The sequence below is a fragment of the Halobacillus litoralis genome (genome assembly GCF_020171725.1).
In the GTDB taxonomy this organism is placed as follows: Bacteria; Bacillota; Bacilli; order Bacillales; family Halobacillaceae; genus Halobacillus; species Halobacillus litoralis_F.
The window spans coordinates 50,829-75,966 of the sequence record NZ_JAIVAJ010000009.1; the positions used below are offsets into that span (position 1 = coordinate 50,829).

The window sequence follows — 25,138 nt, forward strand, 5'->3', positions numbered from 1 at the left end:
CTATTTCTTCTTCGGTATCTTTATCGTAATTTGATAATAATCATCGTGGTCCTCTTCATCTGTCTCCAGATCTGTCCCTGTATCACGGACCATGTCGAGTGATTGACGGATCGTATTCATCGCAATCCGCATATCCTTATTTACACCTTTTAATGTCGGTTTCTTTTTCTTCTTCTGTGGTTCATTGATTCTCGCAATTCGTTCTTCCGTCTGCTTCACGTTCCACTGCTTCTCTATAATCTCGCCGAGGATCTGCTCCTGCAACTGGGGATCCTTCACTGCGATGAGAGCTCTTGCGTGACGTTCTGTAATCTTCTTATCCATGACCGCTTCCTGAACAGACTCCGGAAGCTTCAATAAACGCAGTTTGTTGGCGATGGTGGACTGGCTTTTGCCGAGTCGCTGCGCAAGCGCCTCCTGCGTCAACTCATGTATTTGCAATAACTTCGCATAGGCGACGGCTTCTTCAATGACCGTCAGTTCTTCACGCTGCAGGTTCTCAATGAGAGCGACAGAGGCTGTTTGCGAATCGCTCATTTCACGAAGAATAGCCGGAACTGTCTCCCATCCAAGAGATTGGACAGCACGCCAGCGTCGTTCTCCGGCAATCAATTCATATTCAGAATCATTCAGTTTACGAAGAACGATCGGTTGAATCATCCCATGCGTATGGATCGTCTGGGCAAGTTCACTGATCTTCTCGTTGTTAAAAATCGCTCGCGGCTGATAACGGTTCGGTTGAATGAGATCGACAGGGATCTGCATGACCTCATCAGGATTGTAAGATTCCTCATTGCTGTTCTCTTCTTCTGATTCCGTCTTGTCCCCAAGCCCGAACAATCGACCAAAAGGATGTAACACGATCAGACACACCACCTTTATACGCTTCAAGCATACGCCATAGAAAAAAGCGCTGCAGGCTCTTTAGGCTGCTCGCGCATACGTATGCCTTTTTTACTCTAATCACATTTTATCATATTTCATAGATTAAAAGTATCTTGATACATGAAGAAAAAGAGACAAAAGCTGTCGAATGCCGTATAGCTGATTTCATTAAAATAGAGAATTCCTCGAATAAAGGGAGGAAAAATTTGTCGACATTTTCTTTTGAAAAGGGGAGGGAATCAGGGGATAAGCTCGAATAGAATTTAAGAGACTACTAGAACTGGAGGAATGGAACATGCAAAAAAGTATCATGATCTTCTCACAACCATCAGCAGGGGTGAACGCAGACTAAACCATGCTGACACTCCTGCTGAACCAGCTACCATGACCAAACACAAAGCAGGAGGACATGTCATTGAAAAAGAATACCATTGCTTCACACAATATTCGTTTATTATTTTGGGCGGAGATCTTCGGAAGTGTCCGCTTCTTACAGCCGGTGCTCACGTTGTTTTACTTTGCGAGAGGGCTTGATGAATCGCTCATTCTCGTTGTGCTCACCTGTTTCAGCGTCGGCGTGCTCGTAGGGGAAATCCCGACAGGCGTCGTCGCAGACCGCTTCGGTGCGAAGCGGGCCTTTTTGATCGGCTCGTTCACCGCGATCATCGCATACAGCCTGTTCTACGTCGCATTCGATCCGTGGGTTTTCTTTCTGAGCAGTTTTCTCACGGGATTCGCTGCGACCTTTTTCAGCGGAGCCGATGAAGCGTTGATTTACGAGTCGCTAAAACTTTCAGAGGAAGAACATTTGATGGACCGGGCGATGGGGCAGATCGGTTCTGCCACGTTCATCGTATCCATCATCGCCGTCCTGATCGGTGCCTTTATCGCACAGGACTTAACCGAACCTCAGTTCAGACTTTTGATTACACTGACACTGGTCTTCATGACCATTCAGTTCGTCCTACTATGGTTCATCAAAAATCCGTCGACTCAAGGCGGCTACACGAAGCCTGTCATTCAGCAGGTCACAGACGGAATCAAGGCGATCCGACGTACACCGCAGGTACTCTGGATGTTCATCAACATCACGCTCGTGTTCATCCCAGTCGGAGCGGTCTTCGCCCAGTTCGATCAGAAGCTGCTGGTTGATGCCGGACTGCCCGTATTTTGGATCGGGCTCGTCTATGCCATCGCTTCTATGATCGGCTTTGTCGCATCCCGTTCGATCGGATGGATGACTGCACGTTTCAACAGAGTCAGACTCCTGTTCTCTACAGGCATGATCGCGGTCATCGGATTGACCGCAACGGCGCTCTTCCACGCATCACTCTGGGTCATTCTCGGGGTGGTCTTGGTGCTGAAGCTCGTCACAGCGATCCGCTATCCCGTCTATTCGCAGCTGTCGAACGACATCATCCCGTCAGATGTACGGGCGACGACGATATCGCTGTTGTCGATCCTGGATTCGTGCTTCGACCTGCTCGTCTTCACGTCCATCGGTCTCGTTGCCGTCAACGGCTTCACCCCAATGTTCATCGGATGCGCCGTCATCGCACTAATCGGGGTACTGATTCCGATCCAAGCTAAACGGATGGAGGCTTAGCCACCTTTATAAAAATGGCTGCTATAGTAACAGAAAAGAGCAACTTCCATTTTGAATGGAGGTTGCTCTTTTTTATATGGGGCTTATGTAACTAATGCAATCAATACCTTAAAAGTAAAATATGCGTCCATTAATTTCACTCATATTTTTGTAAAAATCGGTCAGGATAGGATGAATATCTGGTTCTGTGTAGTAGTAGTTTTCATTTACTTGAGTCGGTCCAAATTGAAAGGTCTCTTCGTTCCCATCAAAAAAACTGATTGAGTAATTAAAACCAGTTCTAGCCTCTTGGTTTTCTTCTGGGAGGAATTTTATATCTTTTATTTCATCTATAAACGTATTTACCGCCTCCTTATCAGTAACTGTTTCTTTGTAGCCTGTATTACCATCAGTCATTACTATTTTAGAAACATCTTTTAAGTCTTCCTCATAAAATTCAGCAAGTGTCTTTTCTTCTAAGCCACAGCCAGTTAAAAGCATTACAACTATTAAACTGAACGTGATAAAGTGTAATTTTTTGATATAATCACTTCCCCTGGTTTATAAGACGAAGTAACACTACAGGAAGTTACACCATTCCTCCTGCCAAACAAATAGGGTGGAAAACGTATATAAATGATTAAACGTACTCAAAAAACACAATTCTATTTGCAAATGGGTCTTTAACGGTAACCTCCAGAGTATTCCATGGCGTTGTTTCAATCCTGGGGTGGGAATTTTTATATTTTTTTGAAATGAGATTTGAATGAATTAACTTTACGTTTTCTACTTCTATTCTGATCGCAGACCCAGGACAACAGTCTCCGTGATGCTCTGAAAGATGAATGATACAACCTCCATGAGATATTTGCATGTACAGAGGCATATCATCAGCAAACTGATGCTCCCAATCTAACTCGAACTCTAAAAATGACATATAAAATTCTTTGGCTTTTTCCTCATCAAAAATACGCAAGATGGGAGTAGGGGTTTTCATTATAATTTTAGATGTACTCATCATCTCATCCTTTCTTATGGAATCTTTTAATTTAATTCATGTATCAAACTTAATTATAAGAACCAGCTGCACTTAAACCTAAGCTTTATCTTCTTGATAACCTCACCTCAAGATAAGAGTTTTATCATAAATGGTGGTGAGATTCGCACCACCCTTCTCACATACAAGAACGGATGAAGAATCAGTTTCAAAAATCTTTTCCGTCAGTCCAACCAGCCATTCTGCCTCGCAATAAAAGCCGCTTCCGTCCGATTCTGCGCATCCAGCTTACTCATGATTTCCGACATATAGTTCCGGATCGTGCCATTCGACAAATGCAGCGCTTCACTCATCTGACTCGTGCTGTATCCTTTTTCAACGAGCTTCAGTACGTCTTCCTCTCGAGGGGTCAACACCCGCTTCGTTCTTGCAGCCAGTTGAGGAATGAGCTGTGGGCTGATCACCTGCCTGCCTTCTTTGACCTGGCGTATGTAAGAAGCGAGCTCCTCACTCGGCGTATCCTTCAGCAGGTAGCCATCTACTTCGTATCCCCACGCATCCTGTAAGTATCCTTGTTTCGAGAATGTTGTGAGGATGAGAATTTTCGTTTTGGTCGCTGTTTTTTGTAAGGCTTCGACGACATCGAGTCCTGTCATCAAGGGCATTTCGATATCGAGCAGCGCCATATCGGGCGCGTGCTGTTGGATAAACTGCAAGGCTTCCTCACCGTTTCCTACGTCGCCGACGACTTCGAAATCTTCTTCCATATTCAACAGCGTCCGTAACGCTCCTCTCAGCATTTGCTGGTCTTCTGCTATCAATATTGAAATCAACCTGTTTCCTCCTCATCCCATGCATCCTTTTCCTTACTGCGCTGCACTTTCGGTACAAAAACATGGACAGACCCGCCTTGGTTGGCAGCATTTTCGATCGACACACGTCCGCTGATCATCCGCAGACGTTCCTCCATGCCGAACAAGCCATTGCCTTTTGGTTTTTGAATCCCGATGCCGTTGTCCTGCACCTTGAGACGAATCTCCTTCTTATGATCCTCAATGGTGATGTGGCAGCGGGTCGCCTGACTGTGCCGAATCACATTCGTTACACATTCACGTAAACTGAAGGCGAGAATATTTTCATAGAGTGGATTCAACCCTTCAACAGACCCGCTCCTTTCAACAACCGGCGTGATGGATGCCTCGCGAAGCAGCTTCTCAGACAAGACGATTTCTTCTTCCATCGACAACTGCTTCAGATCGGTCACGATTTCACGGATTTGATTCAACACCGTCCGTGAAATTTGATGAATATCTTTGATTTCGCTCTCCGATTGAGCCGGGTTCGTAGACAGCATACGGAGGGCGATATCGCTTTTGAGCGTAATCATCGACAGCGTCTGGCCGACCGTGTCATGCAGGTCACGTCCGATTCGTTCTCGCTCCTGCTGCTTCACCAGCTCTTCAATCCTCTCATTCGCCTGGTCGAGCTTTTCTTTCGTCTGGCTCCACTTGATTTCATATTGCATAATAAGCGGGATCACGACGATCATAATACACGCGGCCGATATCGGAGCGATTTCGACCACCATATGACCGGACTGATGAATCCAGTACAGTTCGACAAACAGCATGATCGACAAGACATAATAAACGAAAAACGATCGCCGTTTTTGAATGAAGGGTGTCGCATAAGCGGTATAGATCGCTAAGTATAAGAACGATTCATGATAGAAATATAGAAAAATACCGACGATGATCGTCATGAAGATTCCATTCATAAACGCCCTGGAAGGCGCCCAATAAATATCACGGAAAAAGAAATAAAAAAGAACAAGCAAAGCGATTCCCGCTACACCTTCCCACCCTCCCCATGTGAGCAGATTGTAGAGCGGGAATAAAAAGTAAAGCGACCAGAACAGAGGCAGATGACCATATTTCTCGGGAAATAGCCGAACTTTTTTCACATTAGATCCTCCTTGCGTGTGTGTAGAGAGCACCTCCCGCAAATATGACCAGATAGGCGAGTAAGACCACGATGGTCACAAGCGGAACGGCTTCTCCAGCGAGCAGCGACCATGCGCCGTTGGCATAGAGGTAACCCGGCGTCCAAGTGCCGAACGATTGGACGAATGCAGGCATGTTGTCCATCGGTGTCCACAGCCCGCCGAGCAGCGCCATTCCGAGCGTGAGAAGATTCGCTACGCCTGTTGCTGTATCAGGTGTTTTGAAAACTGAGATCCATAAGCCGAGGGCAAGAAAAGGGAGGATGCCGAGCCAAATCCAACCGCCCACTTGAACCCATTTCATCAACGGAAGCTCAATGCCCTTCCAAACCGATGCCGCCGTAAACAGAGCGATGATGATCATCCCGTTCAGCACCATAAGTGAGACGAGGCGGGCTGTGAAGTATTGCATCCTTTTCATCGGTAACGACTGGACCCACTTCATCCATGGCTGACGTCGATCATACAACAGCTGAATCCCCATCGTTGTCACCGATGATCCCATCAAGCTGAAGCACGTCATCGATATAAGAAAATAAGCCTTCCATTCTGTACCTGCAATCTCCATCGTTCCACTGACCGTCGTCGTATAGATCGCATAGAAGATAAACGGCATCAGGAGAGAGAACACAACAAAGTATTGATTTCGAAATAGTCTAAACATTTCCATTTTACTTGTATTGTAAATGATTTTCATTGAAAAATCCTCCTCTTTTTTTCATTCTCATCCCATCGCCTCTTCAGAGGTCCACTCCTCATAGAAGTTTTCCATCGACTTCTTCTCCGTAGACAAATCTTGAAAAGGAACGTTGTTTTCTACGAGCCAGCGAATCCACTCATCAGAGGATCTCGTTTCTTTTTCCCAAAGTTTCACGTCACTGTTCCACGTGAATCCTTGTTGTTGTAGAAACGAAGCGGCGTTTTCGTTCTCCAGACGGAACCGGATCCAGGTCGTCGTACTCTCAAGCCCTGAGACTGTTTCGTCCGTTTTGATCACGCCGTTCTCGAGGAACAGAACTCTGTCTCCGATCAGAGAGGCTTCTTGAAGGACATGGGTCGTCATCAAGATCGTCATACCAGCTTTTTTCAACTTCTCGATTTGACGGTAGACGTTTTTGCGGGCGTGAACATCCATGCCTGCCGTCGGTTCATCCATTATCAAAAGGTCGGGCTGACCGACGAGGGCCAGGGAGAAATGAAGCTTCCGCTTTTGACCGATGCTCAAATTATCGGTCTTCGTTTTCTCCATCTCCACAAGTCCGGCGTTTTGAATCACTTCTTGATAAGACAACGGAGAAGTGTACAGCGACCTCGTCCATTGAATCAGCTCTTTGACCGTCACCCGATCGATGACAGAGGCATCCTGAAGGACGAGTCCGATCTTTTTCTTTCCTTCGTACCAGTCGATGTGCCCGTTCGTCGCTTTAATATTTCCCATCAGAATGTCGAGAAGTGTCGTTTTCCCAGCTCCGTTCGCCCCAAGCAAAAGGACACTCTCTCCCTTTTCAAGCGAAAATGTAACATCGTGCAGCACGCGCTTTCGGCCGAAGTCTTTTGCCAAATGTTCTACGCTCAACATAACCATCACCCTTTCTATCCTTATCATAAAGGGCACAGGATTCGTCTTGTAGAAACCTCTGTCATGACTTCAGATGACAATTGTCACATCCAAAAAAATCCTATGGTCTCTTGCTCAGACTTCTATATTGTTTCAGATGAAAATTCCGGGCTAAGTCGTTCATTCAATGATTACGACCCCAAAGTCGGAATGCAGACTTTAGACCTTCTTTACACACATAAAAAAGGCCACTTGAGTCTGTTAAAACTCAAGTGGCCTTCTAAGATTATTCAACTTCAGGTGCGTTCCTTAGACGTGCACCGATTCTGAGCTTCTCAACTACTTTCTCTTCGATACAGCACACTCGATCCAAGACCCCGCGCACAGAATTATCGATTTCAACCAAGTCATTCATCGCCGTCTCTGTTGGGCTGTTATGCGTAACATAATGTGTCGCAGCTTTGATTTTCTTCGCTTCTGCTCCAATTACTTCCGCCAGTTTGAATTCTGTCAAAAGTGCAGACAGGATGATCAACCCACCCAGTCCGTCGTTACCTAGAAATTCTGTCGCCTGACCAGCTTCATCAATCATTCCCATGATTTCTTTTTTTTCAGCCATTATTATCCCTCCCTTTTCTCTTGATAGTTACATCCTATGAAAAAGAAAGGGACTTGCATGGACAAGTGGCTTATGTCATCGGCTGATTTTTTCACGTGAAAAGAATTGAATGCCCTCTTCTTCAACTTTACCACTTATTAGTACCTCATAAATCTTTCGCTTTGTGGAAAAATGAGCACAAACGATGGAAAGCAGGTGAAAGCATGGAAATGAATGAACAAAACTACCGTGCAGGAGATATTGTGTACGTCATCTATCGCAACCCTCACACGTACGATGTCGCCAATGTCCAGGAGGCGGCTGTCGTGAAGAACCCGGAACAGCCCGGGGAGCTGGCTTTATTTTTATATGAAACCTATTTTCCGTTAGATTCTGATATTGCGGTCTATGCTTCCGAAGGCGATGCAGAGCGCGCCTATCACGATGCGTTCGGTGGCGGAGTGGAATCGGAGGGAGAGCTGTGGTAAAACCTTTCGTACCTGAACTGGTTTACATCGAGCCCCGCGCGTTGGAGTACCCGCTCGGGCGAGAGCTGAAAGAGAAGTTCGAGGGGATGGGCATTGAAATCAGAGAAACGACGTCCCATAACCAAGTCCGCAATCTGCCCGGGGACAATGACTTTCAGAAATATAGAATGGCGAAGTCGACGCTTGTGGTCGGAGTGAGAAAGACTCTCAAGTTCGATACCTCCAAACCCTCTGCGGAGTATGCCATCCCTTTTGCGACGGGCTGCATGGGACACTGCCACTACTGTTATCTTCAGACGACAATGGGGAGTAAGCCGTATATCCGGACGTATGTGAATACGAATGAAGTGTTTGAAGCGGCAGAGGAGTATATGAAAGAGCGTGCACCTGAGGAGACGCGGTTTGAAGCGTCTTGTACATCGGATATCGTCGGGATCGATCACCTGACCCATACGCTGAAGCATGCGATCGAATACTTCGGTCAATCCGAGCACGGGCGCCTTCGTTTTGTGACAAAGTTCGCACATGTCGATCATCTGCTGGATGCGAAGCACAACGGCAGGACGCGGTTCCGCTTCAGCATGAATGCGGACTATGTCATCAAATATTTAGAGCCCGGCACCTCACGCCTCGATGACCGCATCGAAGCGGCTGCTAAAGTAGCGAAAGCCGGCTATCCACTCGGCTTCATCATCGCACCGATTTATTTGTACGATGACTGGAAGGAAGGGTACCGGATCCTTTTTGAAAAGCTTCATGACAAGCTACCGGATTATGCGACGAAGGATTTGACGTTCGAGCTGATCCAGCACCGCTTCACGAAGCCTGCGAAACGCGTCATCCAGAAAAACTACCCGATGACGAAGCTCGAAATGGACGAAGAGAAGCGCAAATACAAATGGGGACGGTACGGAATCGGTAAGTACGTCTATCAAAAGGACGAACAGGAAGATATGAAGAGCACGCTTGGCGGCTACATCAATCAATATTTCCCTGAAGCGACCTTGGAATATTTCACATGAAACAAACCCTTCCTCAATCGAGGGAGGGTTATTTCAATTTCTTCTGCACGACTTCCCGGTGCTGCACATATCCTTGTTTTTCATAAAACGAGCGTGCTCCGGTATTGCCCGCCCAGTAATCAAGTTCAATCGCATCGATTCCTTTTTCCCGTGCGAGGTCTTCGACAGCCTCGAGAAGCTTCCGCCCGTAACCCCGCTGCTGCTTCGTCGTGTCGACACTGATCTGATGCACGTACAACGAAGCACGTGCCTTCTTGAAGTCGTTCTCTTCCTCATAGCGTTCTTCGACCCATACAAAACCGACCGGCTCTTCGTCGATTGCAATCAGGAACGTATGGTACGGCTTTCCGATTTTACTTTCAAAAAAGTTCAGCATCCGTTCAAATCGATATGGCTTGAATAGATGAGGGTACAGTTCAACGTGCAAATCATGGACAAACCGGTTCAGCCGCGCGACGACTGACGCATCCTTCGTTTCCTGAATCATGTTCATTCCCCCTTTTTTTCCACTATACGAAAACAAATGCGTAGTGTCACGGGAATTGTGGAAAGATAAGGAACAGAAAGAAAATGAAAAAGGAGAGATGAATGATGGATCGATCAAAACGTCAATACGGAGGACAGCCCGCTCAGACACAGAATAGACAACCGGGAGTAGAGTCAGAGATGAATCCTGCTCCGCTGCATGCCGATACCGATTATCAAAGTGGGCAGAAGCTGAAAGGGAAAGTCGCGCTCATCACAGGCGGAGACAGCGGAATCGGGAAATCCGTTGCCATCGGATACGCGAAGGAAGGTGCGGATGTCGCGATTGTCTATTTGGATGAGCATGAAGACGCCGAGAAGACGAAACAGCTTGTGGAACAGCAGGGACAGAAAGCGATTCTCATCCCTGGTGATGTAGGAGAAGAGACGTTCTGCCAAACCGTCGTTCAGCAGACGATCAAGGCATTCGGAAAAATCGATATCCTCGTCAATAACGCAGCTGAACAGCATCCGACCGACGACATCCTGAAGATTACGAAGGAGCAGCTCGAGCGTACGTTCCGGACGAACATTTTCTCGATGTTTCACATGACAAAAGCGGTCGTCCCGCATTTAACGCAAGGAAGCTCGATTATCAACACGGGCTCGGTCACCCCGTTCGTCGGAAATGAACAGCTTGTCGACTATACAGCGACAAAAGGAGCGGTCGTCGGCTTCACCCGTTCCCTTGCCAAGCAGCTCGTATCAAAAGGCATTCGCGTAAACGGCGTAGCACCAGGTCCGATTTGGACACCTCTGATTCCGTCTACATTCCAGGCAGACGATGTCGCGAAATTCGGGGCTGACACTCCGATGGGACGTCCCGGCCAACCCGTCGAGCACGTCGGCAGCTACGTCCTGCTCGCATCCGATGACGCCTCTTATATGACGGGACAGTTCATCCATATCAACGGCGGAGCTTACACATCGAGCTAAGCAGGACAGTTGCAAACGCCCGCTTCCCTTTTACAATAAAAAGTAGGAAGGGAGAAGGTGCTGATGCCGGAAGGTCCTGAAATTAGAAAAGCCGCCGATTATGTCGAAAAAGCCGTGGTAGGTCGCGAAGTGCTGGAAATTTTCTTCGCCTTCGATCACCTCAAAGACTATGAGGAGATCCTGAAAGGACGGCACATCCTTCGTGTCGACACGAAAGGGAAAGCGATGCTCACCCGCTTCGACAACGGCTATACGATTTATTCGCACAACCAGTTGTACGGCAAGTGGTACACACGGAACGCCTACAACTATCCGAAAACGAACCGCCAGCTCAGATTTGCGATTCATAATGAAAAGAAATCTGCGCTCCTCTATAGTGCTTCTGATATTGAAGTGTTACGAGATGAGGAAGTGGAGGCCCACCCGTTCATCGCGAAAGTCGGACCGGATATTCTGAGTGAAGACGTCACGAAAGAAGAGTTGGTCGAGAGGTTCCACGAGAAACGGTTCCACCGCAGAAAGTGGACTTCGCTTCTCCTGGATCAAGCGTTCATCGGGGGAATCGGCAACTATCTGCGGAGTGAAATCCTGTTCGTCGCAGGTATCCACCCTGAGCTGAGACCCGTCGATTGTACAGAGGAACAGCTTGAGAAAGCCGCGCAGGCGAGCATCGATCTGATGTGGCAGTCGTACAAGCATAAAGGGATTACGAACGACCTGGAACTTGCCGAGAAACTGAAAGCCTCAGGAGCGAAGCGGTACGAATATCGTCATTGGGTGTTCAACCGTGAAGGAAAGGCCTGCCGCGTGGACGGCACGGAAATCATCAAATTCCGAGCCGGATCACGAAGATGCTACTACTGCCCCACTTGTCAGTCGAAGTAAGCCGGAGGAAGCAATCCTCCGGCTTTTTCATGGGAAGAAAACATGTTCAGCATGAAGTTCTTCCCCGAGCGTCAGAATACCGAACGAATAACGCGGGAGTCTTCGTTTGTCCGTCACTGATCCCGGGTTAAACAACATCGTGTTTTTCACAAATCGAAGGAGCGGAAGGTGGGAATGACCGAATACGATGAGGTCCAATTCCTCTCCTTCAAACGCTTCGACGACCCGCTTCTCCGTCGTCTTCTTTTCACCATGTCCGTGGACGATCCCAATCCGAAATCCGCCTGTCTCTATGATCTGTTTTTCTGGAAAGACCGATTGAATCTCCTCCCCATCCACGTTGCCATAGACTCCGTGTACGGGAGCAAATGTCTTCAGCTCTTCATAAACGTCAAGCGTCTGCCAATCTCCGGCATGGATGATTCTATCTGCAGCCGTAAGCTCTTCGGTCAGTCGTTCGGGCAGCTGCTTCGCTTTTTTCGGGATATGCGTGTCCGATAACACGACCAACTTCATCACCATCACCTCTTATTTTTTCTGAATTTTTCACCATTTCCTTGTTCGACATTTTCCCTGAACTTTCTATTGCATAACCACCTTTTCTTCTGTACAGTAGTCAAGTATGTGTAAGGAGGAATGCAACATGAATCAACAAAAACAGGTACAGATGGTGACCGCTGATCCATCTGCTTTCGGATTATTCGGACTCGCGATGGTTACACTCGTCGCTTCATCCGCTAAATTAGGATTAACAGACGGCGTGTCGTTCGTACTGCCTTGGGCGATCTTCTTAGGTGGAATCGCACAGCTGATCGCAAGTATGCTTGACGCGAAGCATAACAACACATTCGGGATGACCGCTTTCGGTGCATTCGGACTCTTCTGGCTCGGCGTCGGAACGTCCTGGTTGATCGACTTCGGTGTATTCGGTGAAGCTGCGGCGCAGGCCGTCGACCCGAAACAGCTCGGTATTGCCTACATCGGCTACTTGATTTTCAGTGTGTTTATGACAATTGGAGCGATGGAAACGCATAAAGTGCTATTCTTTATTTTCGTCCTTATTGATTTCTTATTCATCGGCTTATCCCTATCGACGCTTGGCGTCATGCCGGAAGCGATGCACACATTAGCGGCTGTCGCAGAATTCTCGATTGCGATTCTCAGCTTCTACGGATCCGCAGCAAGTGTGTTGAACACGCACTTCGGAAAAGTGACATTACCTGTAGGCCAACCATTCGGTATCTTTAAATAATTTGTAAGACCGATGCTTCTAGAGAGCATCGGTCTTCTTTTTCAGCTATTCTTCTCTTTTAGCCATTGCGTGATGACCTCGACGATTTCATCCTGCTGTTCTTTGACAGAGATGTCAGCTGCCCGGTCCCCCTTCTGCTCACCATACACGCCGAACTGAGCGTGGTTGCCACCATCGATTTGATGGAGCGTCGTCTGATCAGAAAGGTAAGGCTCTGTTTCTTCAATTTTCTCAGGAGTCGTCAGTCCGTCCTTTTCCCCGTAAATCGATAGAATCGGAACATCGGTATCAGCAAAGCTGGTTCCTTCCGTTGGATAAGACGCTAAGAAAATGACACCTGCGGCCTCGTCTTTACTTGCAAAAGAAGCCGCTGCTACTCCTCCAAGGGAATGACCGCCGACGTACCAGTTATCCACATGTGGATAACGTTCGATTAATTCTTCTGCCTTACTCGAATCGGTTAAAGCGAGATTCAGCCGAACATCCGGCACTCCTGTCAGATACCCGGCTTCTGCCAGCTGCTCCGCCAAATAACCGTAAGCTTCCGGCTCCACTTTTGCCCCTGGATAAAGGATGACCCCTGATTCCGGTTCCTCATCCGGCTCAAACACGACCCAGCCCTCTGACTTTTCGATGTCACTCACCCATTGATTGAGCTGTTCTGACGGTTGATACGTCTGCTGCGTCCAAATGTAAAAGCCGATAACAGCGACGAGTAGTAGTACTACGACGCTAATGGCTGCATATTTGATGAACCGTTTCATGAGCTCGCCCCCTTATTTCTATGATCATACTATACATCTTCCAGCTGAAACGGTCGAGAGAATGGCAATCATGCCGTTTTTCCCGATTCCTAGATGATGAAATGGTAGAGAGACGTTTCATCAAGGTCGTTTTCAACCCGTGAAAGCTTGAAAAACGTTGTGACCCAAGCTCTCACGAAACTTTTCCCCCTCTGACACCAGAAAAAAAGACGACTCCCGGCATCGAGAGTCGCCTTCTGCCTATTCAATCGGCTGTTTATTCGGTGTACCGGCTTTACGCGGGTACTTCTTCGGTGTTTTTCTACGCTTTTCGATAATGGCGATGTTCCGCTCGCTGTCTTCTTCAGGCAGGTGGAACGTGAAGACGTCCTTCACTTCGCCACCAACCGTCTGAACAGCGACATTGGCATCTTCCATTTCGTCCATCAGGTTCGGGCCTTTCATCGCCATGAAATGACCGCCCTTCACGGTGAGGGGCAGGCAGAGCTCGCTCAGTACGCTCATACGCGCGACGGCTCTGGCCATAACAAGATCGAATCCTTCACGGAATTTGTGGTTCTTCCCGAAGTTCTCGGCACGATCGTGATAGAAAGCGACATCATCAAGCTCCAGTTCATGAGCTAAATGGTTCAAGAAGGTGATGCGCTTCTTGAGTGAATCGACGATCGTCACCTTCAACTGAGGAAAAGCGATTTTCAGAGGGATGCTCGGAAAGCCTGCACCCGCTCCGACATCACAGATTCTCAGCTCCTGAGTGAAATCATGATAGAAAGCAGCCGTCAACGAATCATAGAAGTGCTTCAAATAGACGCCTTCCTGATCCGTGATGGCCGTCAGATTCATTTTTTCATTCCATTCGACGAGAATGTCGAAGTAACGCTGGAACTGCTGTTGTTGTTTCTCATCAAGTTCGATGCCTTTTTCTTTCAAAGCATCTACAAACGTCTTCGTATCCATAGCTTCCTCCCCTTGGTTTATTCCCCTGAGACGCGGGCGACGTTCCCTTGCTCAATGTAAACAAGCAGAATCGATACGTCCGCCGGGTTTACACCAGATACACGGGAAGCTTGACCGACAGATAGTGGACGAACATTCTTCAGGCGTTCGCGTGCTTCTGTCGCAAGGCCGTTGATGGCATCGTAGTCGATGTTATCTGGAATCTTCTTCGTTTCCATCTTCTTCATACGCTCGATCTGCTCAAGGGCCTTCTTGATATAGCCGCTGTATTTCACCTGGATTTCGACCTGCTCTTTTTCGTCCGCTGTAAGAGGCTCCTCACTAGGGGACACGCGCTCGATATGCTCGTACTTCATCTCAGGTCGTTTCAACAGGTCAAGAGCGTGCATCGCGTCCTTCAACGGAGATCCGCCGGCTTCTTCGATGACAGCCTGTACCTCATCGGTCGCCTTCAGGATCTGCTTGCTGAGACGCTTTTTCTCTGCTTCGATCTTGCGTTTCTTCTCAAGGAAACGGTTGTAGCGTTCTTCCGGAATCAAGCCGTGCTCATAGCCGATTTCAAGCAAACGCATATCGGCATTATCATGGCGCAGCATGAGGCGGAATTCGGCACGGGATGTCAGCAGACGATACGGCTCACTCGTCCCTTTTGTCACAAGGTCATCGATCATGACGCCGATGTAGCCTTGGGAACGGTCGAGTACAAGCGGATCGAGATCAAGAGCTTTCGCAGCCGCGTTGATTCCAGCCATCAAGCCTTGCCCAGCCGCTTCCTCGTAACCGGATGTTCCGTTCAACTGACCTGCTGTAAAGAGACCGGAGATCTGCTTCGTTTCAAGCGTCGGCCACAGCTGTGTCGGGACGACGGAATCGTACTCGATCGCATAACCGGCACGCATGATCTCAGCATTCTCAAGTCCTGGAACCGTACGCATCATTTCGTTCTGCACGTATTCAGGCAGGGACGTGGAAAGGCCTTGTACATAGACTTCTTCCGTGTCGCGTCCTTCCGGCTCAAGGAAGACTTGGTGACGAGGCTTATCGTTGAAACGAACGATTTTGTCCTCGATGGACGGGCAGTAACGCGGCCCGGTTCCCTTCACGGCACCTGAGTACATCGCGGACAATCCTAAGTTGTCGTCGATCACTTTGTGCGTCGTTTCATTCGTGTACGTCAGCCAGCACGGAATCTGGTCGGTGATGAATTCCGTCGTTTCATAGGAAAAGGAGCGCGGCTCTTCTTCTCCAGGCTGGATTTCGGTCTTCGAATAGTCGACCGTCTTACTGTTGACGCGCATCGGGGTACCCGTCTTGAAACGGACCATTTCGATGCCCATCTCTTCCAGCTGCTCGGATAAGCTGACGCTTGAGCGCTGGTTGTTCGGTCCACTTTCATAGGAAAGGTCGCCGATTAGTACTTTTCCGCGCATGAACGTACCGGTTGTCACGATGACGTTCGGCGCATAGAAAGCCGCTTTCGTCTCTGTGACGACTCCTTTGACTTGATCGTCTTCCACAAGGACTTTTTCGACCATGCCCTGCTTCATCGTCAAGTTGTCCTGGCTTTCGAGTACGCGTTTCATTTCTTTAATATATAAAGGCTTGTCCGCTTGCGCACGAAGCGCACGTACGGCCGGCCCTTTTCTTGTATTCAATAGGCGCATTTGAATGTGCGTCTTATCAATGACTTTCCCCATGGCTCCGCCAAGCGCATCGATTTCACGGACGACGATTCCTTTCGCCGGTCCACCGATGGACGGGTTACATGGCATAAAAGCAACCAAATCCAGGTTCAACGACAGCATCAACGTCTTCGCTCCGCGGCGTGCGGCTGCAAGACCTGCTTCAACCCCTGCATGACCGGCACCGATTACAATTACGTCATAATGCCCTGCATCATATGTCATGTGGTGACTCTCCTTTTAAAAAGTAATTATTTTCCTAAACAGAACTGCGAGAACAACTGATCGATTAAGCTCTCATTGACGGTATCTCCGACAATTTCACCTAGGATTTCCCATGTGCGGGTGACGTCGATTTGGACGACATCAAGCGGAACGCCCATTTCCATGCCGTTCTGAGCATCTTCAAGGGCTTGTTTTGCCTGCTTGAGCAGCTGGACGTGGCGCACGTTCGACACATACGTCATATCACCGGCATCCAGATCTCCTTCAAAGAACGTATCCGCAATGGCATTCTCAAGCTGATCGATGCCTTCCTCACGGATCAGAGCGGTTGTCACGACAGGATTGTCGCCGGAAAGCTCCTTCACGCGTGCGATATCGAGCTTCTGTTCAAGATCCGTCTTATTGACGATGGTAATCACATTCAAATCAGAAACCGCTTCGAACAGTTTCTCATCTTCTTCTGACAGCTCTTCTCCATAATTCAAGACGAACAAGATCAAATCGGCTTCCTTCAACACCTGTCTGGAGCGCTCGACACCGATCTTTTCGACGATATCTTCCGTCTCGCGGATTCCAGCCGTGTCGATCAGACGGAGCGGAACCCCGCGCACGTTGACGTATTCTTCGATGACGTCCCGTGTCGTTCCAGGGATCTCTGTGACGATGGCTTTGTTTTCATGAACGAGGGCGTTCATCAAGGATGACTTCCCGACGTTCGGGCGGCCGATGATGGCTGTGCCTAACCCTTCACGGAGAATTTTACCCTGCCGTGCCGTTTCGAGAATGCGGGTCACTTCTTCGTGAACCTCTTTCGTCTTCTGTTCCATCATCTCATGGGACATCTCTTCGACATCATCGTATTCTGGATAATCGATGTTCACTTCTACGTGAGCAAGCGTCTCAAGCAGCTTTTGACGGAGGTCTTGAATCAGTTTCGACAAGCGGCCGTCCATCTGCTTAAGTGCCACATCCATCGCACGGTCCGTCTTGGCACGGATCAAGTCCATAACGGCTTCTGCCTGGGACAGGTCGATGCGTCCGTTCATGAAGGCACGCTTCGTGAATTCACCCGGCTCTGCCAGACGTGCGCCACTTGCAAGGGCGATCTCCAGTACGCGGTTGACGGAGACAAGTCCGCCGTGACAGTTGATTTCGACGATATCTTCTCTAGTAAACGTCTTCGGTGCCCGCATGACAGAAACCATAACCTCTTCCGCCATGTCCCCTGTTTCAGGATCGATGATTTTTCCGTAATGCATCGTGTGGGAGTCGACTCCATTCAGATCCTTGCCTTCGAAGAGCTTAGCGGAAATCGAAACCGCTTCTGGACCACTGAGTCGTACAATTGCAATCGCACCTTCCCCCATAGGGGTCGAAATGGCGGTTATTGTATCAGTTTCCACACGCGCTCACCTCCTTAAAATAACGAATTCTCATATCTATATCCTATTCTTTCTCTATTATCCACAAATCGCTGATATTTTATATTCACTAACAACTTAGAATACCACACACCCTGGTGTTTTGAAAAGCTATCCACATCGAATCGGAAGACTGCGAATGCTTATAAGTTGTCCACATGTGCATAACCATTCTGATTGAAACGAAACCAGAACTCAAAAAAAGTACTTCCATCGAGACGACGGAAGTACTTTTTTTACCTGACAGGGCGAATGACGACAAATCGTCGTGGTTCTCTCCCATCGGAATACGTTTCTACTTCTTTCTGCTGCTGCAGGACGGCATGGATGACCTTCCGCTCGTAGGAAGGCATCGGTTCGATCCTGACTTCTTTGCCCGTGCGTACAGCTTTATCGGCCAGGCGTTCAGCTAAATTCTGAAGCGTCTCACGCCTTCTGCCCCGATAACCTTCTGCATCGAGCATCACCGTAAAGAATTGATCTGATTCACGGTTGATGACAAGTTGAGCTAAATATTGCAATGAGTTCAGTGTCTGACCGCGCTTACCGATCAGCATGGCGACCTTGTCGCTTTCGAGCTCCATTGTAATGTCGCGGTCTTTCACATCTGTCTTGATTGTGACAGGAGCACCCATTTGCGCTGCTACATCCTGGATGAAATACTCGGCATCCTGCACAGGGTTTTTTCGAATGGAGACTTGTACAATGTAAGGTTTAGATCCAAAGCCAAGAAATCCTTTTTTCCCTTCGTCAATAACATGAACGTCGACATTCTCTTTCGAAGTCTGTAATTGCTCAAGTGCTGATTCGACTGCCTCGTCCATCGTGGTTCCTGTAGCAGTTATTTGCTTCACTTGCTCGCTCCTCCCGTCTCATCTTTCATCATTGGTTTACGAATGAAGATGGTTTGAAGAATCATGACAATGTTACCGACGATCCAGTACAACGCCAGTGCTGATGGGAAGAAGAAGGCAAATGTACCGATCATAAGAGGCATGATGTAAAGCATCATCTGCATCTGCGGGTTTTGGGCCGCAGCTCCGCCAGCCATCATCAACTTCTGCTGTAGGAACGTCGTTGCTGCTGTTAAGATCGCCAGGAATGGATCAGCTGTGCCCAACTGCAACCATAGGAAGTCATGAGTTTGAATGGCATCTGTTCGCATTATGGCGTGATAGAATCCGATCAGAATCGGCATCTGCACAATAATCGGCAGACAGCCCGCCAGCGGATTGACTCCATGCTTTTGGAAAAGCTGCATCGTTTCCTGCTGGAGCTTCTGCTGCGTCTGGGCATCCTTTGATGAATATTTTTCACGTATCTCTTGTAATTCAGGTTGAATATCCTGCATCGCTTTCGAGCTCTTCAACTGCTTGACGTTAAGTGGTAAAAGCAGAACACGGATGATGATCGTCACGATAATGATCGCAAGTCCGTAACTTCCACCGGTCACCTCAGCGAAGAAAAGCAACGTTCGTGACAATGGATAAACAATATATTCATTCCAAAAACCTGTACTATCCGCAGTGATTTCCTGATTGACTTGAGTACACCCGGATAAGAACGTAAGCACTCCTGCCATCGCAAGCAGCGCAATGATTTTATTCCGCACGTTCCTTCCTCCTTACTAAAACTTACCAAACCGATTGACTACGTTTTCATTCAACAGTGTAGCATTCTTTTTATTCAAAAATCTATTTTTTCTTTATTAAAAGCTTCGACCTTTTCAGAACGTGGGTCAAGCTGCGTTTGATTTCATGAAGATTCATTTGATTGGTTGGCTTTCTAGCGATGATGACAAGGTCGTAATCTGGACGGATCTCCTCTTCCATTTCGAGGAAAGCTTGTCTCAAGTAGCGCTTCACTTGATTCCGCAGTACAGCATTTCCGATTTTCTTACTGACAGACAGTCCGATACGAAAGTGCTTCTGGTCTGACTTTTTTTGATAGTAGACGACCAGCTGACGGTTCGCAAACGATTGCCCGTGCTTGAAAATCTTCTGGAATTCTTCATTTTTCTTGATGCGGTACGCTTTTTTCATGAATGATCCTCCTAAGAACGGTGACTCAAATACACAAAGAGGTCTCCTCTTCGCCTTTTGAGTTAGAGAGGGCTACTCCAGATGCAACGAAATTTCGTCGTTACATGACAAAAGCACAAGCATCCTGGTGACACTTGAGCTTTTGGGAAAGGTGTGAAGCAGCCTCTCCGATCCTTATCTCTTTGCTAGAAAAAAGACCACTGATTGTTTTCAGTGGCCTATGCTGATAGAACTTTTCTTCCTTTGCGACGACGACGTTGAAGAACTTTACGTCCATTCGCAGTGCTCATACGAGAACGGAAGCCGTGTACTTTTTTGCGCTTACGGTTATTTGGTTGAAATGTGCGTTTCATTATATATACACCTCCTGCGGAATATTCCAATAAACATACATCTAAAAGGCATTCCCGTAAAGTATAATCAAAACACAAAAAACTGTCAATGCATTTTCTATTTTTATTTGTAGAAGAGGGAAACGAGAAGGGAGTGATCCTCCCGTTATATAACAGATTCTGTACTAGAACAATTCATCCGCTTTTTCGCACGTTCACAGCGACTGTGTATAACTTATTTGACCCAAAATGACTGTCCACAACAAATATCGACAAGATAATCACAAAATCTAGTATTGTGGATAGAACCTATCTACAACGTGTGGTCACTGTGGATAAGTTTTAAAGATGCGTTGCAAGACAGGTTTTTATCTGGTATTATATTTGTGTTTAACCGTGAATGTCGTTCGGACCCTTAAAATCTTTTCCACAGATTGTGGATAACGTGTGGACAGTTGTTAACAGGCTTGTTTATTCAATTATGCACAAGGCTGTGGACAATGAAAACAAGTTCTTTTAACACTTATGTTGACTGGCTTGAGTCGTCCACACCTATAGGAACGGTAGAAGAACTTTATATTTATACAAGATGACCAACATGACCTTTCGATCCCTTTGTTACGTTCGAAAAAGAGAACGAAAGGTTTTTTTGTTTTCCAATGAAAGAGAAAGGGGTGAAAAATTTGGAGAACATCCACGAACTTTGGAACAATACCTTGGAGAAAATCAAAGAGAAAATCAGTAAACCAAGTTTTGAGACCTGGCTGAAAGCAACGAAAGCCGATTCGCTTAGTGAAAATACATTGACGATCGTCGCTCCAAATGAATTCGCACGAGACTGGCTTGAGAATCAATATGAAGGATTGATTACAGAAACACTATATGAAGTAACGGGAGCTGAGCTCTCTGCACGGTTCATCATTCCTGAAACAAAAGAAGAAAATGTCGATGATGTGAAGCTTCCGAAGAAAGTACCGGATGTGAAAAACAACGGAAATGAAGAATCCCCTCAAAGTATGTTGAACTCGAAATATACGTTCGATACCTTTGTCATCGGTTCGGGAAACCGTTTTGCCCATGCAGCATCGCTAGCGGTCGCAGAAGCCCCGGCCAAAGCCTATAACCCTCTATTCATTTACGGGGGCGTAGGACTCGGAAAGACTCACTTGATGCATGCCATCGGCCATTATGTACTCGATCATAATCCGAATGCGAAAGTGGTTTACCTATCATCAGAGAAATTTACAAATGAATTCATTAATTCCATTCGAGATAACAAAGCGGTCAATTTCCGCAACAAATATCGAAGTGTAGACGTTCTTCTGATTGATGATATTCAATTCTTAGCTGGAAAAGAACAAACGCAGGAGGAATTCTTCCATACGTTCAATACGTTGCATGAAGAATCCAAACAAATCGTCATTTCCAGTGACCGTCCGCCTAAAGAGATCCCGACGCTCGAAGACAGACTGAGATCTCGTTTCGAATGGGGACTGATCACGGATATCACACCACCCGACTTAGAAACACGAATCGCCATTCTCCGTAAGAAGGCGAAAGCGGAAGGTCTTGATATCCCGAATGAAGTGATGCTTTATATCGCCAACCAAATTGATACCAACATCCGAGAGCTGGAAGGAGCTCTTATTCGTGTTGTTGCGTATTCTTCTCTGATCAATCGCGATATCAACGCTTCATTAGCAGCAGAAGCATTGAAAGACATCATTCCGAGCTCGAAACCGAAAGTCATTACCATTGAAGCGATTCAGGAAATGGTCGGAGAGAAGTATAATGTGCGTTTAGAAGACTTTCCGGCGAAGAAGCGTACGAAGTCTGTCGCTTTCCCTAGACAGATCGCCATGTATTTAACACGTGAACTCACCGACTTTTCCCTTCCTAAAATAGGAGAAGAATTCGGTGGACGTGATCATACAACCGTGATTCATGCGCACGAGAAGATTTCCAAAATGATCGACGCAGATCAACAATTGCAGCGTGAAATCGACGAAATCCGGGAGCAGCTGAAATCTCATTAAGTGGATAATGTGAATAACGATTACACATTCGTCAACACCCTATCCACATGTGGACAACCTAGTCTTTATAGTGTTTATACAGCTTATCCACAAATCCACAGCCCATACTACTATTATTACGGGTTTTATATAATAATAATTAATATATATATGATCAGTAGGAGGATTCTATATTATGAAATTTGTGATTCAACGCGATCAATTGATTGAGAGCGTTCAACATGTCATGAAAGCCATATCGTCAAGGACTACTATTCCAATTCTGACCGGGATGAAAATCGAAGCTAGAGAAGACGGAATCAAACTGACCGGTAGTGATTCTGATATCTCCATCGAATCTTTTATTCCTAAAGAAGAAGACGGGATTGTCTATATTGACCATATCGAACCAGGAAGTATCGTCCTTCAAGCGAAGTATTTCCCTGACATCGTGAAGAAGCTTCCACAAAAAACGGTCGAAATCGAAAGTGATAACAACCGCAATGTCACGATTCGTTCTGGAAATGCGGAATTCCATTTGAACGGTCAAGATCCGGAAGAATACCCGCAGCTTCCTCAACTGCATACAGAAGACAGTTTTGAACTGCCGATCGATCTATTGAAAAATCTGATACGTCAAACCGTTTTTGCCGTATCGACATCAGAAACAAGACCGATCTTAACAGGTGTTCATGTGAAGCTTGAGAATGGAGAGCTGGAGTTCATCGCAACGGACAGCCACAGACTCGCTTCCCGTAAAATCCCTTTGGAACAGACAGAAGAGAAGAACCTTCCTTCCGTTGTCATTCCTGGAAAAAGCTTAACCGAACTGAATAAGATCCTCCAAGACTCTGAAGATACGATTGAAATCAGCGTGACAGAGAATCAAGTTCTCTTCCGCACGAAGCATCTTTATTTCCTATCACGCCTGCTGGATGGAAACTATCCGGAAACATCCCGTCTGATTCCAGAGCAGAGTAAGACGGTTGTGACGATTGATGCGAAAGAATTGTTGAACTCTGTCGATCGTGCTTCCCTACTTGCAAAGGAGAACCGTAACAACGTCGTCCGCCTGATTACGAAAGAGAACGACCACCTTGAAATCACAGGTAATTCCCCGGAAGTCGGGAATGTTGTGGAAGAAGTACTGGCCAAAGAAGTGGACGGCGAAGACTTGAAGATTTCGTTCAGTGCCAAATATATGATGGACGCCTTGAAGGCAGTCGATCACGATCAGGTGAAGGTCGAATTCACTGGAGCCATGAGACCATTCCTTATCCGTCCGGTTGATAACAATCAGATTCTTCAACTGATCCTTCCTGTTCGTACGTATTAAAACATCAGGAATAAAACGACAAATAAAGTGAAAAATAGAAATATTGAGAGGGTGCGGTTATGAATCGTCATAATCCGCACTCTTTCTTTTGTTAGAAAAAAGGTTCTCATGACAGAAAAACAGAGAAGAAGACGTCTCGTGCTGTGAATGGGAATTACTTATCCACATGTGGACAATCATTTAATCGAACCTGGTATATGCCAGGCTTTTCTTACACCTCTATCTTTAGTAAAATAGAGAGAGGTGAATTCATGAAATAGGGTGAATAAAAAATGAGCGAACGAATTGAAATTTCAACAGAATACATTCCGTTGGGACAATTTTTGAAATTAGCTAATGTTGTAGAGTCCGGCGGTATGGTCAAGATTTTCCTTGCTGAATTTGAAGTGTATGTCAACGGAGAACTAGAAGCGCGTCGCGGACGAAAACTGTACCTGGGAGATACGGTCGAGATCGAAGAATTCGGCACCTTTGAAGTGGTCCGGGAAGAGTAGGCTGACACAGCCCGTCTATGTATATACAAGAGCTGTCCCTTAGGTCTTACCGAAATTATGATCAATTGTCTTTACAATTCGATGATAAGATCAATGTCATTATTGGTGAAAATGCCCAGGGAAAAACCAATTTGATGGAGGCCATTTACGTCTTAGCATTCACAAGATCCCATCGAACGCCTCGTGATAAAGAACTGATACAATGGGATGCTGAGTATGGTAAAATAAAAGGGAGTATATTTAAACGCAATCGACGTTTTCCTTTAGAAATCGTAGTTTCCAATAAAGGCAAAAAAGTAAAATTCAATCATATCGAACAAAAGCGCCTGAGTGATTACATAGGTGCTTTAAATGTCGTGATGTTTGCACCTGAGGATCTGAACTTGGTAAAGGGGAGTCCTCAGGTGCGTCGTCGGTTTATTGACATGGAGATCGGTCAAATCCAACCGGCTTACATTTATCATCTGGGTCAGTATCAAAAGGTGCTGCGCCAGCGCAATCATTTGTTAAAAGATCTCCAACGGAAACGGGATGCTGATCTTACCATGCTTCGCGTATTGACGGATCAGTTGATTGAACATGCCGCAACGATTGTTGAGCGCAGGTTCCGTTTTCTTCAGTTGTTGCGAGAATGGGCCACTCCCATCCATGAGGGGATCAGCCGGAAGCTTGAAAAACTCGAAATTGCTTATGATGCTAGTGTGAAAGTATCAGAGGCGATGGATTTGGAAACACTGAAGAGTACGTATCAGGAAAAGTTTGAAAGCATCGAGTCGAAAGAGGTCGAACGGGGAACAACACTTGCCGGTCCACATCGTGACGATTTAGTTTTCTATGTGAACGGGAAGGACGTACAGACCTACGGCTCGCAAGGACAGCAGCGCACAACGGCTTTATCTTTGAAACTCGCTGAAATCGAACTGATTCATAGTGAAGTAGGCGAGTATCCGATTCTTCTGCTGGATGATGTCCTAAGCGAGCTGGATGATTTCAGACAGTCCCATCTTCTTCATACGATCAGAGGCAAAGTCCAGACGTTCGTATCGACGACGAGTATTGATGGGATTGAACACGAGGCGCTGAAGGAAGCGGAGATTTTTCACGTGAAAGAAGGAACAATAGATATACAGAAATGAG

Annotated in this window: 28 protein-coding genes; 10 read left to right on the forward strand and 18 right to left on the reverse strand. The window is 46.8% G+C overall.

All coding sequences use genetic code 11. The features are described from left to right. A complete protein-coding gene (noc, locus tag LCM20_RS17080; RefSeq protein WP_225196711.1) occupies positions 1–861 on the reverse strand; it encodes a nucleoid occlusion protein in 861 nt (286 codons plus the stop codon). Positions 862–1,300: 439 nt separating this feature from the next. Between noc and LCM20_RS17085 the strand changes: the two genes are divergently transcribed. After that, the gene (locus LCM20_RS17085) at positions 1,301–2,491 is read left to right on the forward strand and encodes an MFS transporter (RefSeq protein WP_225196712.1); all 1,191 of its coding nucleotides are present in this window, start codon (positions 1,301–1,303) and stop codon (positions 2,489–2,491) included. 108 nt (positions 2,492–2,599) lie between these two features. On the opposite strand, the gene LCM20_RS17090 is transcribed toward LCM20_RS17085, so the two are convergent. From LCM20_RS17090 to LCM20_RS17120, 7 genes are all read right to left on the reverse strand, one after another. Beyond that, on the reverse strand, positions 2,600–2,971 hold the full coding sequence (locus tag LCM20_RS17090; RefSeq protein ID WP_225196713.1) for a hypothetical protein: 372 nt from the start codon (positions 2,969–2,971) through the stop codon (positions 2,600–2,602). 139 nt (positions 2,972–3,110) lie between these two features. Further along, on the reverse strand, positions 3,111–3,488 hold the full coding sequence (locus LCM20_RS17095; RefSeq protein ID WP_225196714.1) for a glyoxalase superfamily protein: 378 nt from the start codon (positions 3,486–3,488) through the stop codon (positions 3,111–3,113). A gap of 203 nt (positions 3,489–3,691) precedes the next feature. Next, a complete protein-coding gene (locus LCM20_RS17100) occupies positions 3,692–4,300 on the reverse strand; it encodes a response regulator transcription factor (protein WP_225196715.1) in 609 nt (202 codons plus the stop codon). After that, positions 4,297–5,430: a sensor histidine kinase gene (locus LCM20_RS17105; protein ID WP_225196716.1), complete on the reverse strand. Its 1,134-nt coding sequence runs from the start codon at positions 5,428–5,430 to the stop codon at positions 4,297–4,299. The genes LCM20_RS17100 and LCM20_RS17105 overlap by 4 nt, the downstream gene beginning before the upstream one ends. Position 5,431: 1 nt before the next feature. Beyond that, positions 5,432–6,166, reverse strand: coding sequence for an ABC transporter permease (locus LCM20_RS17110; protein ID WP_225196717.1), 735 nt, complete (start codon positions 6,164–6,166; stop codon positions 5,432–5,434). A gap of 27 nt (positions 6,167–6,193) precedes the next feature. Then, positions 6,194–7,048, reverse strand: coding sequence for an ABC transporter ATP-binding protein (locus tag LCM20_RS17115; protein ID WP_225196718.1), 855 nt, complete (start codon positions 7,046–7,048; stop codon positions 6,194–6,196). Positions 7,049–7,313: 265 nt separating this feature from the next. Next, the gene (locus LCM20_RS17120; RefSeq protein ID WP_225196719.1) at positions 7,314–7,646 is read right to left on the reverse strand and encodes a hypothetical protein; all 333 of its coding nucleotides are present in this window, start codon (positions 7,644–7,646) and stop codon (positions 7,314–7,316) included. Between the two features lie 203 nt (positions 7,647–7,849). Between LCM20_RS17120 and LCM20_RS17125 the strand changes: the two genes are divergently transcribed. Together LCM20_RS17125 and splB are read left to right on the forward strand one after the other, a co-directional pair. Next, entirely contained in the window at positions 7,850–8,113 is a 264-nt protein-coding gene (locus LCM20_RS17125; RefSeq protein WP_318247325.1) for a transcriptional regulator SplA domain-containing protein, read from the forward strand. Continuing rightward, complete coding sequence (gene splB / locus LCM20_RS17130; protein WP_225196720.1) at positions 8,107–9,135, forward strand: spore photoproduct lyase; 1,029 nt, start codon at positions 8,107–8,109, stop codon at positions 9,133–9,135. Before LCM20_RS17125 ends, splB begins: the two co-directional genes overlap by 7 nt. 28 nt (positions 9,136–9,163) lie before the next feature. Here splB and LCM20_RS17135 read toward each other — a convergent pair whose 3' ends face one another. Further along, positions 9,164–9,622 carry a GNAT family N-acetyltransferase gene (locus tag LCM20_RS17135; RefSeq protein WP_225196721.1) on the reverse strand — a complete coding sequence of 153 codons (459 nt, stop codon included), beginning with the start codon at positions 9,620–9,622 and terminating at the stop codon, positions 9,164–9,166. A 104-nt stretch (positions 9,623–9,726) separates the two neighbouring features. Between LCM20_RS17135 and LCM20_RS17140 the strand changes: the two genes are divergently transcribed. Both LCM20_RS17140 and nei read left to right on the forward strand, forming a co-directional pair. Next, a complete protein-coding gene (locus LCM20_RS17140) occupies positions 9,727–10,596 on the forward strand; it encodes an SDR family oxidoreductase (protein ID WP_225196722.1) in 870 nt (289 codons plus the stop codon). Positions 10,597–10,659: 63 nt separating this feature from the next. Further along, entirely contained in the window at positions 10,660–11,481 is an 822-nt protein-coding gene (nei, locus tag LCM20_RS17145; protein WP_225196781.1) for an endonuclease VIII, read from the forward strand. A 27-nt stretch (positions 11,482–11,508) separates the two neighbouring features. Here the strand turns inward: nei and LCM20_RS17150 are convergent, their stop codons facing one another. Beyond that, positions 11,509–12,003, reverse strand: a complete 495-nt coding sequence (locus tag LCM20_RS17150) for a metallophosphoesterase (RefSeq protein ID WP_318247326.1) — start codon at positions 12,001–12,003, stop codon at positions 11,509–11,511. A gap of 121 nt (positions 12,004–12,124) precedes the next feature. Between LCM20_RS17150 and LCM20_RS17155 the strand changes: the two genes are divergently transcribed. Then, on the forward strand, positions 12,125–12,733 hold the full coding sequence (locus LCM20_RS17155) for an acetate uptake transporter (RefSeq protein ID WP_225196723.1): 609 nt from the start codon (positions 12,125–12,127) through the stop codon (positions 12,731–12,733). A gap of 41 nt (positions 12,734–12,774) precedes the next feature. On the opposite strand, the gene LCM20_RS17160 is transcribed toward LCM20_RS17155, so the two are convergent. The 8 genes from LCM20_RS17160 to rpmH all read right to left on the reverse strand — a co-directional run bounded on the left by LCM20_RS17160 (position 12,775) and on the right by rpmH (position 20,177). Then, positions 12,775–13,497 (reverse strand): alpha/beta hydrolase, encoded by a 723-nt coding sequence (locus LCM20_RS17160; protein ID WP_225196724.1) that lies wholly within the window; start codon positions 13,495–13,497, stop codon positions 12,775–12,777. A gap of 240 nt (positions 13,498–13,737) precedes the next feature. After that, the gene (gene rsmG / locus LCM20_RS17165; RefSeq protein ID WP_225196725.1) at positions 13,738–14,454 is read right to left on the reverse strand and encodes a 16S rRNA (guanine(527)-N(7))-methyltransferase RsmG; all 717 of its coding nucleotides are present in this window, start codon (positions 14,452–14,454) and stop codon (positions 13,738–13,740) included. A 17-nt stretch (positions 14,455–14,471) separates the two neighbouring features. Beyond that, positions 14,472–16,361: a tRNA uridine-5-carboxymethylaminomethyl(34) synthesis enzyme MnmG gene (mnmG, locus tag LCM20_RS17170; RefSeq protein WP_225196726.1), complete on the reverse strand. Its 1,890-nt coding sequence runs from the start codon at positions 16,359–16,361 to the stop codon at positions 14,472–14,474. A gap of 26 nt (positions 16,362–16,387) precedes the next feature. Next, the gene (mnmE, locus tag LCM20_RS17175; protein ID WP_225196727.1) at positions 16,388–17,764 is read right to left on the reverse strand and encodes a tRNA uridine-5-carboxymethylaminomethyl(34) synthesis GTPase MnmE; all 1,377 of its coding nucleotides are present in this window, start codon (positions 17,762–17,764) and stop codon (positions 16,388–16,390) included. A gap of 254 nt (positions 17,765–18,018) precedes the next feature. Then, the gene (gene jag / locus LCM20_RS17180) at positions 18,019–18,636 is read right to left on the reverse strand and encodes an RNA-binding cell elongation regulator Jag/EloR (RefSeq protein WP_225196728.1); all 618 of its coding nucleotides are present in this window, start codon (positions 18,634–18,636) and stop codon (positions 18,019–18,021) included. Next, on the reverse strand, positions 18,633–19,394 hold the full coding sequence (gene spoIIIJ, locus LCM20_RS17185) for a YidC family membrane integrase SpoIIIJ (protein ID WP_225196729.1): 762 nt from the start codon (positions 19,392–19,394) through the stop codon (positions 18,633–18,635). Before spoIIIJ ends, jag begins: the two co-directional genes overlap by 4 nt. A gap of 82 nt (positions 19,395–19,476) precedes the next feature. After that, positions 19,477–19,824, reverse strand: coding sequence for a ribonuclease P protein component (rnpA, locus tag LCM20_RS17190; protein ID WP_225196730.1), 348 nt, complete (start codon positions 19,822–19,824; stop codon positions 19,477–19,479). 218 nt (positions 19,825–20,042) lie between these two features. Beyond that, positions 20,043–20,177 carry a 50S ribosomal protein L34 gene (gene rpmH, locus LCM20_RS17195; RefSeq protein ID WP_079477485.1) on the reverse strand — a complete coding sequence of 45 codons (135 nt, stop codon included), beginning with the start codon at positions 20,175–20,177 and terminating at the stop codon, positions 20,043–20,045. Positions 20,178–20,839: 662 nt separating this feature from the next. Here rpmH and dnaA point away from each other — a divergent pair. From dnaA to recF, 4 genes are all read left to right on the forward strand, one after another. Continuing rightward, a complete protein-coding gene (gene dnaA / locus LCM20_RS17200; protein ID WP_225196783.1) occupies positions 20,840–22,192 on the forward strand; it encodes a chromosomal replication initiator protein DnaA in 1,353 nt (450 codons plus the stop codon). Between the two features lie 175 nt (positions 22,193–22,367). Further along, on the forward strand, positions 22,368–23,507 hold the full coding sequence (gene dnaN / locus LCM20_RS17205; protein WP_225196731.1) for a DNA polymerase III subunit beta: 1,140 nt from the start codon (positions 22,368–22,370) through the stop codon (positions 23,505–23,507). Between the two features lie 272 nt (positions 23,508–23,779). Further along, positions 23,780–24,001: a S4 domain-containing protein YaaA gene (gene yaaA, locus LCM20_RS17210; RefSeq protein ID WP_225196732.1), complete on the forward strand. Its 222-nt coding sequence runs from the start codon at positions 23,780–23,782 to the stop codon at positions 23,999–24,001. Positions 24,002–24,018: 17 nt separating this feature from the next. Next, positions 24,019–25,137: a DNA replication/repair protein RecF gene (gene recF / locus LCM20_RS17215; RefSeq protein ID WP_225196733.1), complete on the forward strand. Its 1,119-nt coding sequence runs from the start codon at positions 24,019–24,021 to the stop codon at positions 25,135–25,137. Position 25,138 lies beyond the last annotated feature (1 nt).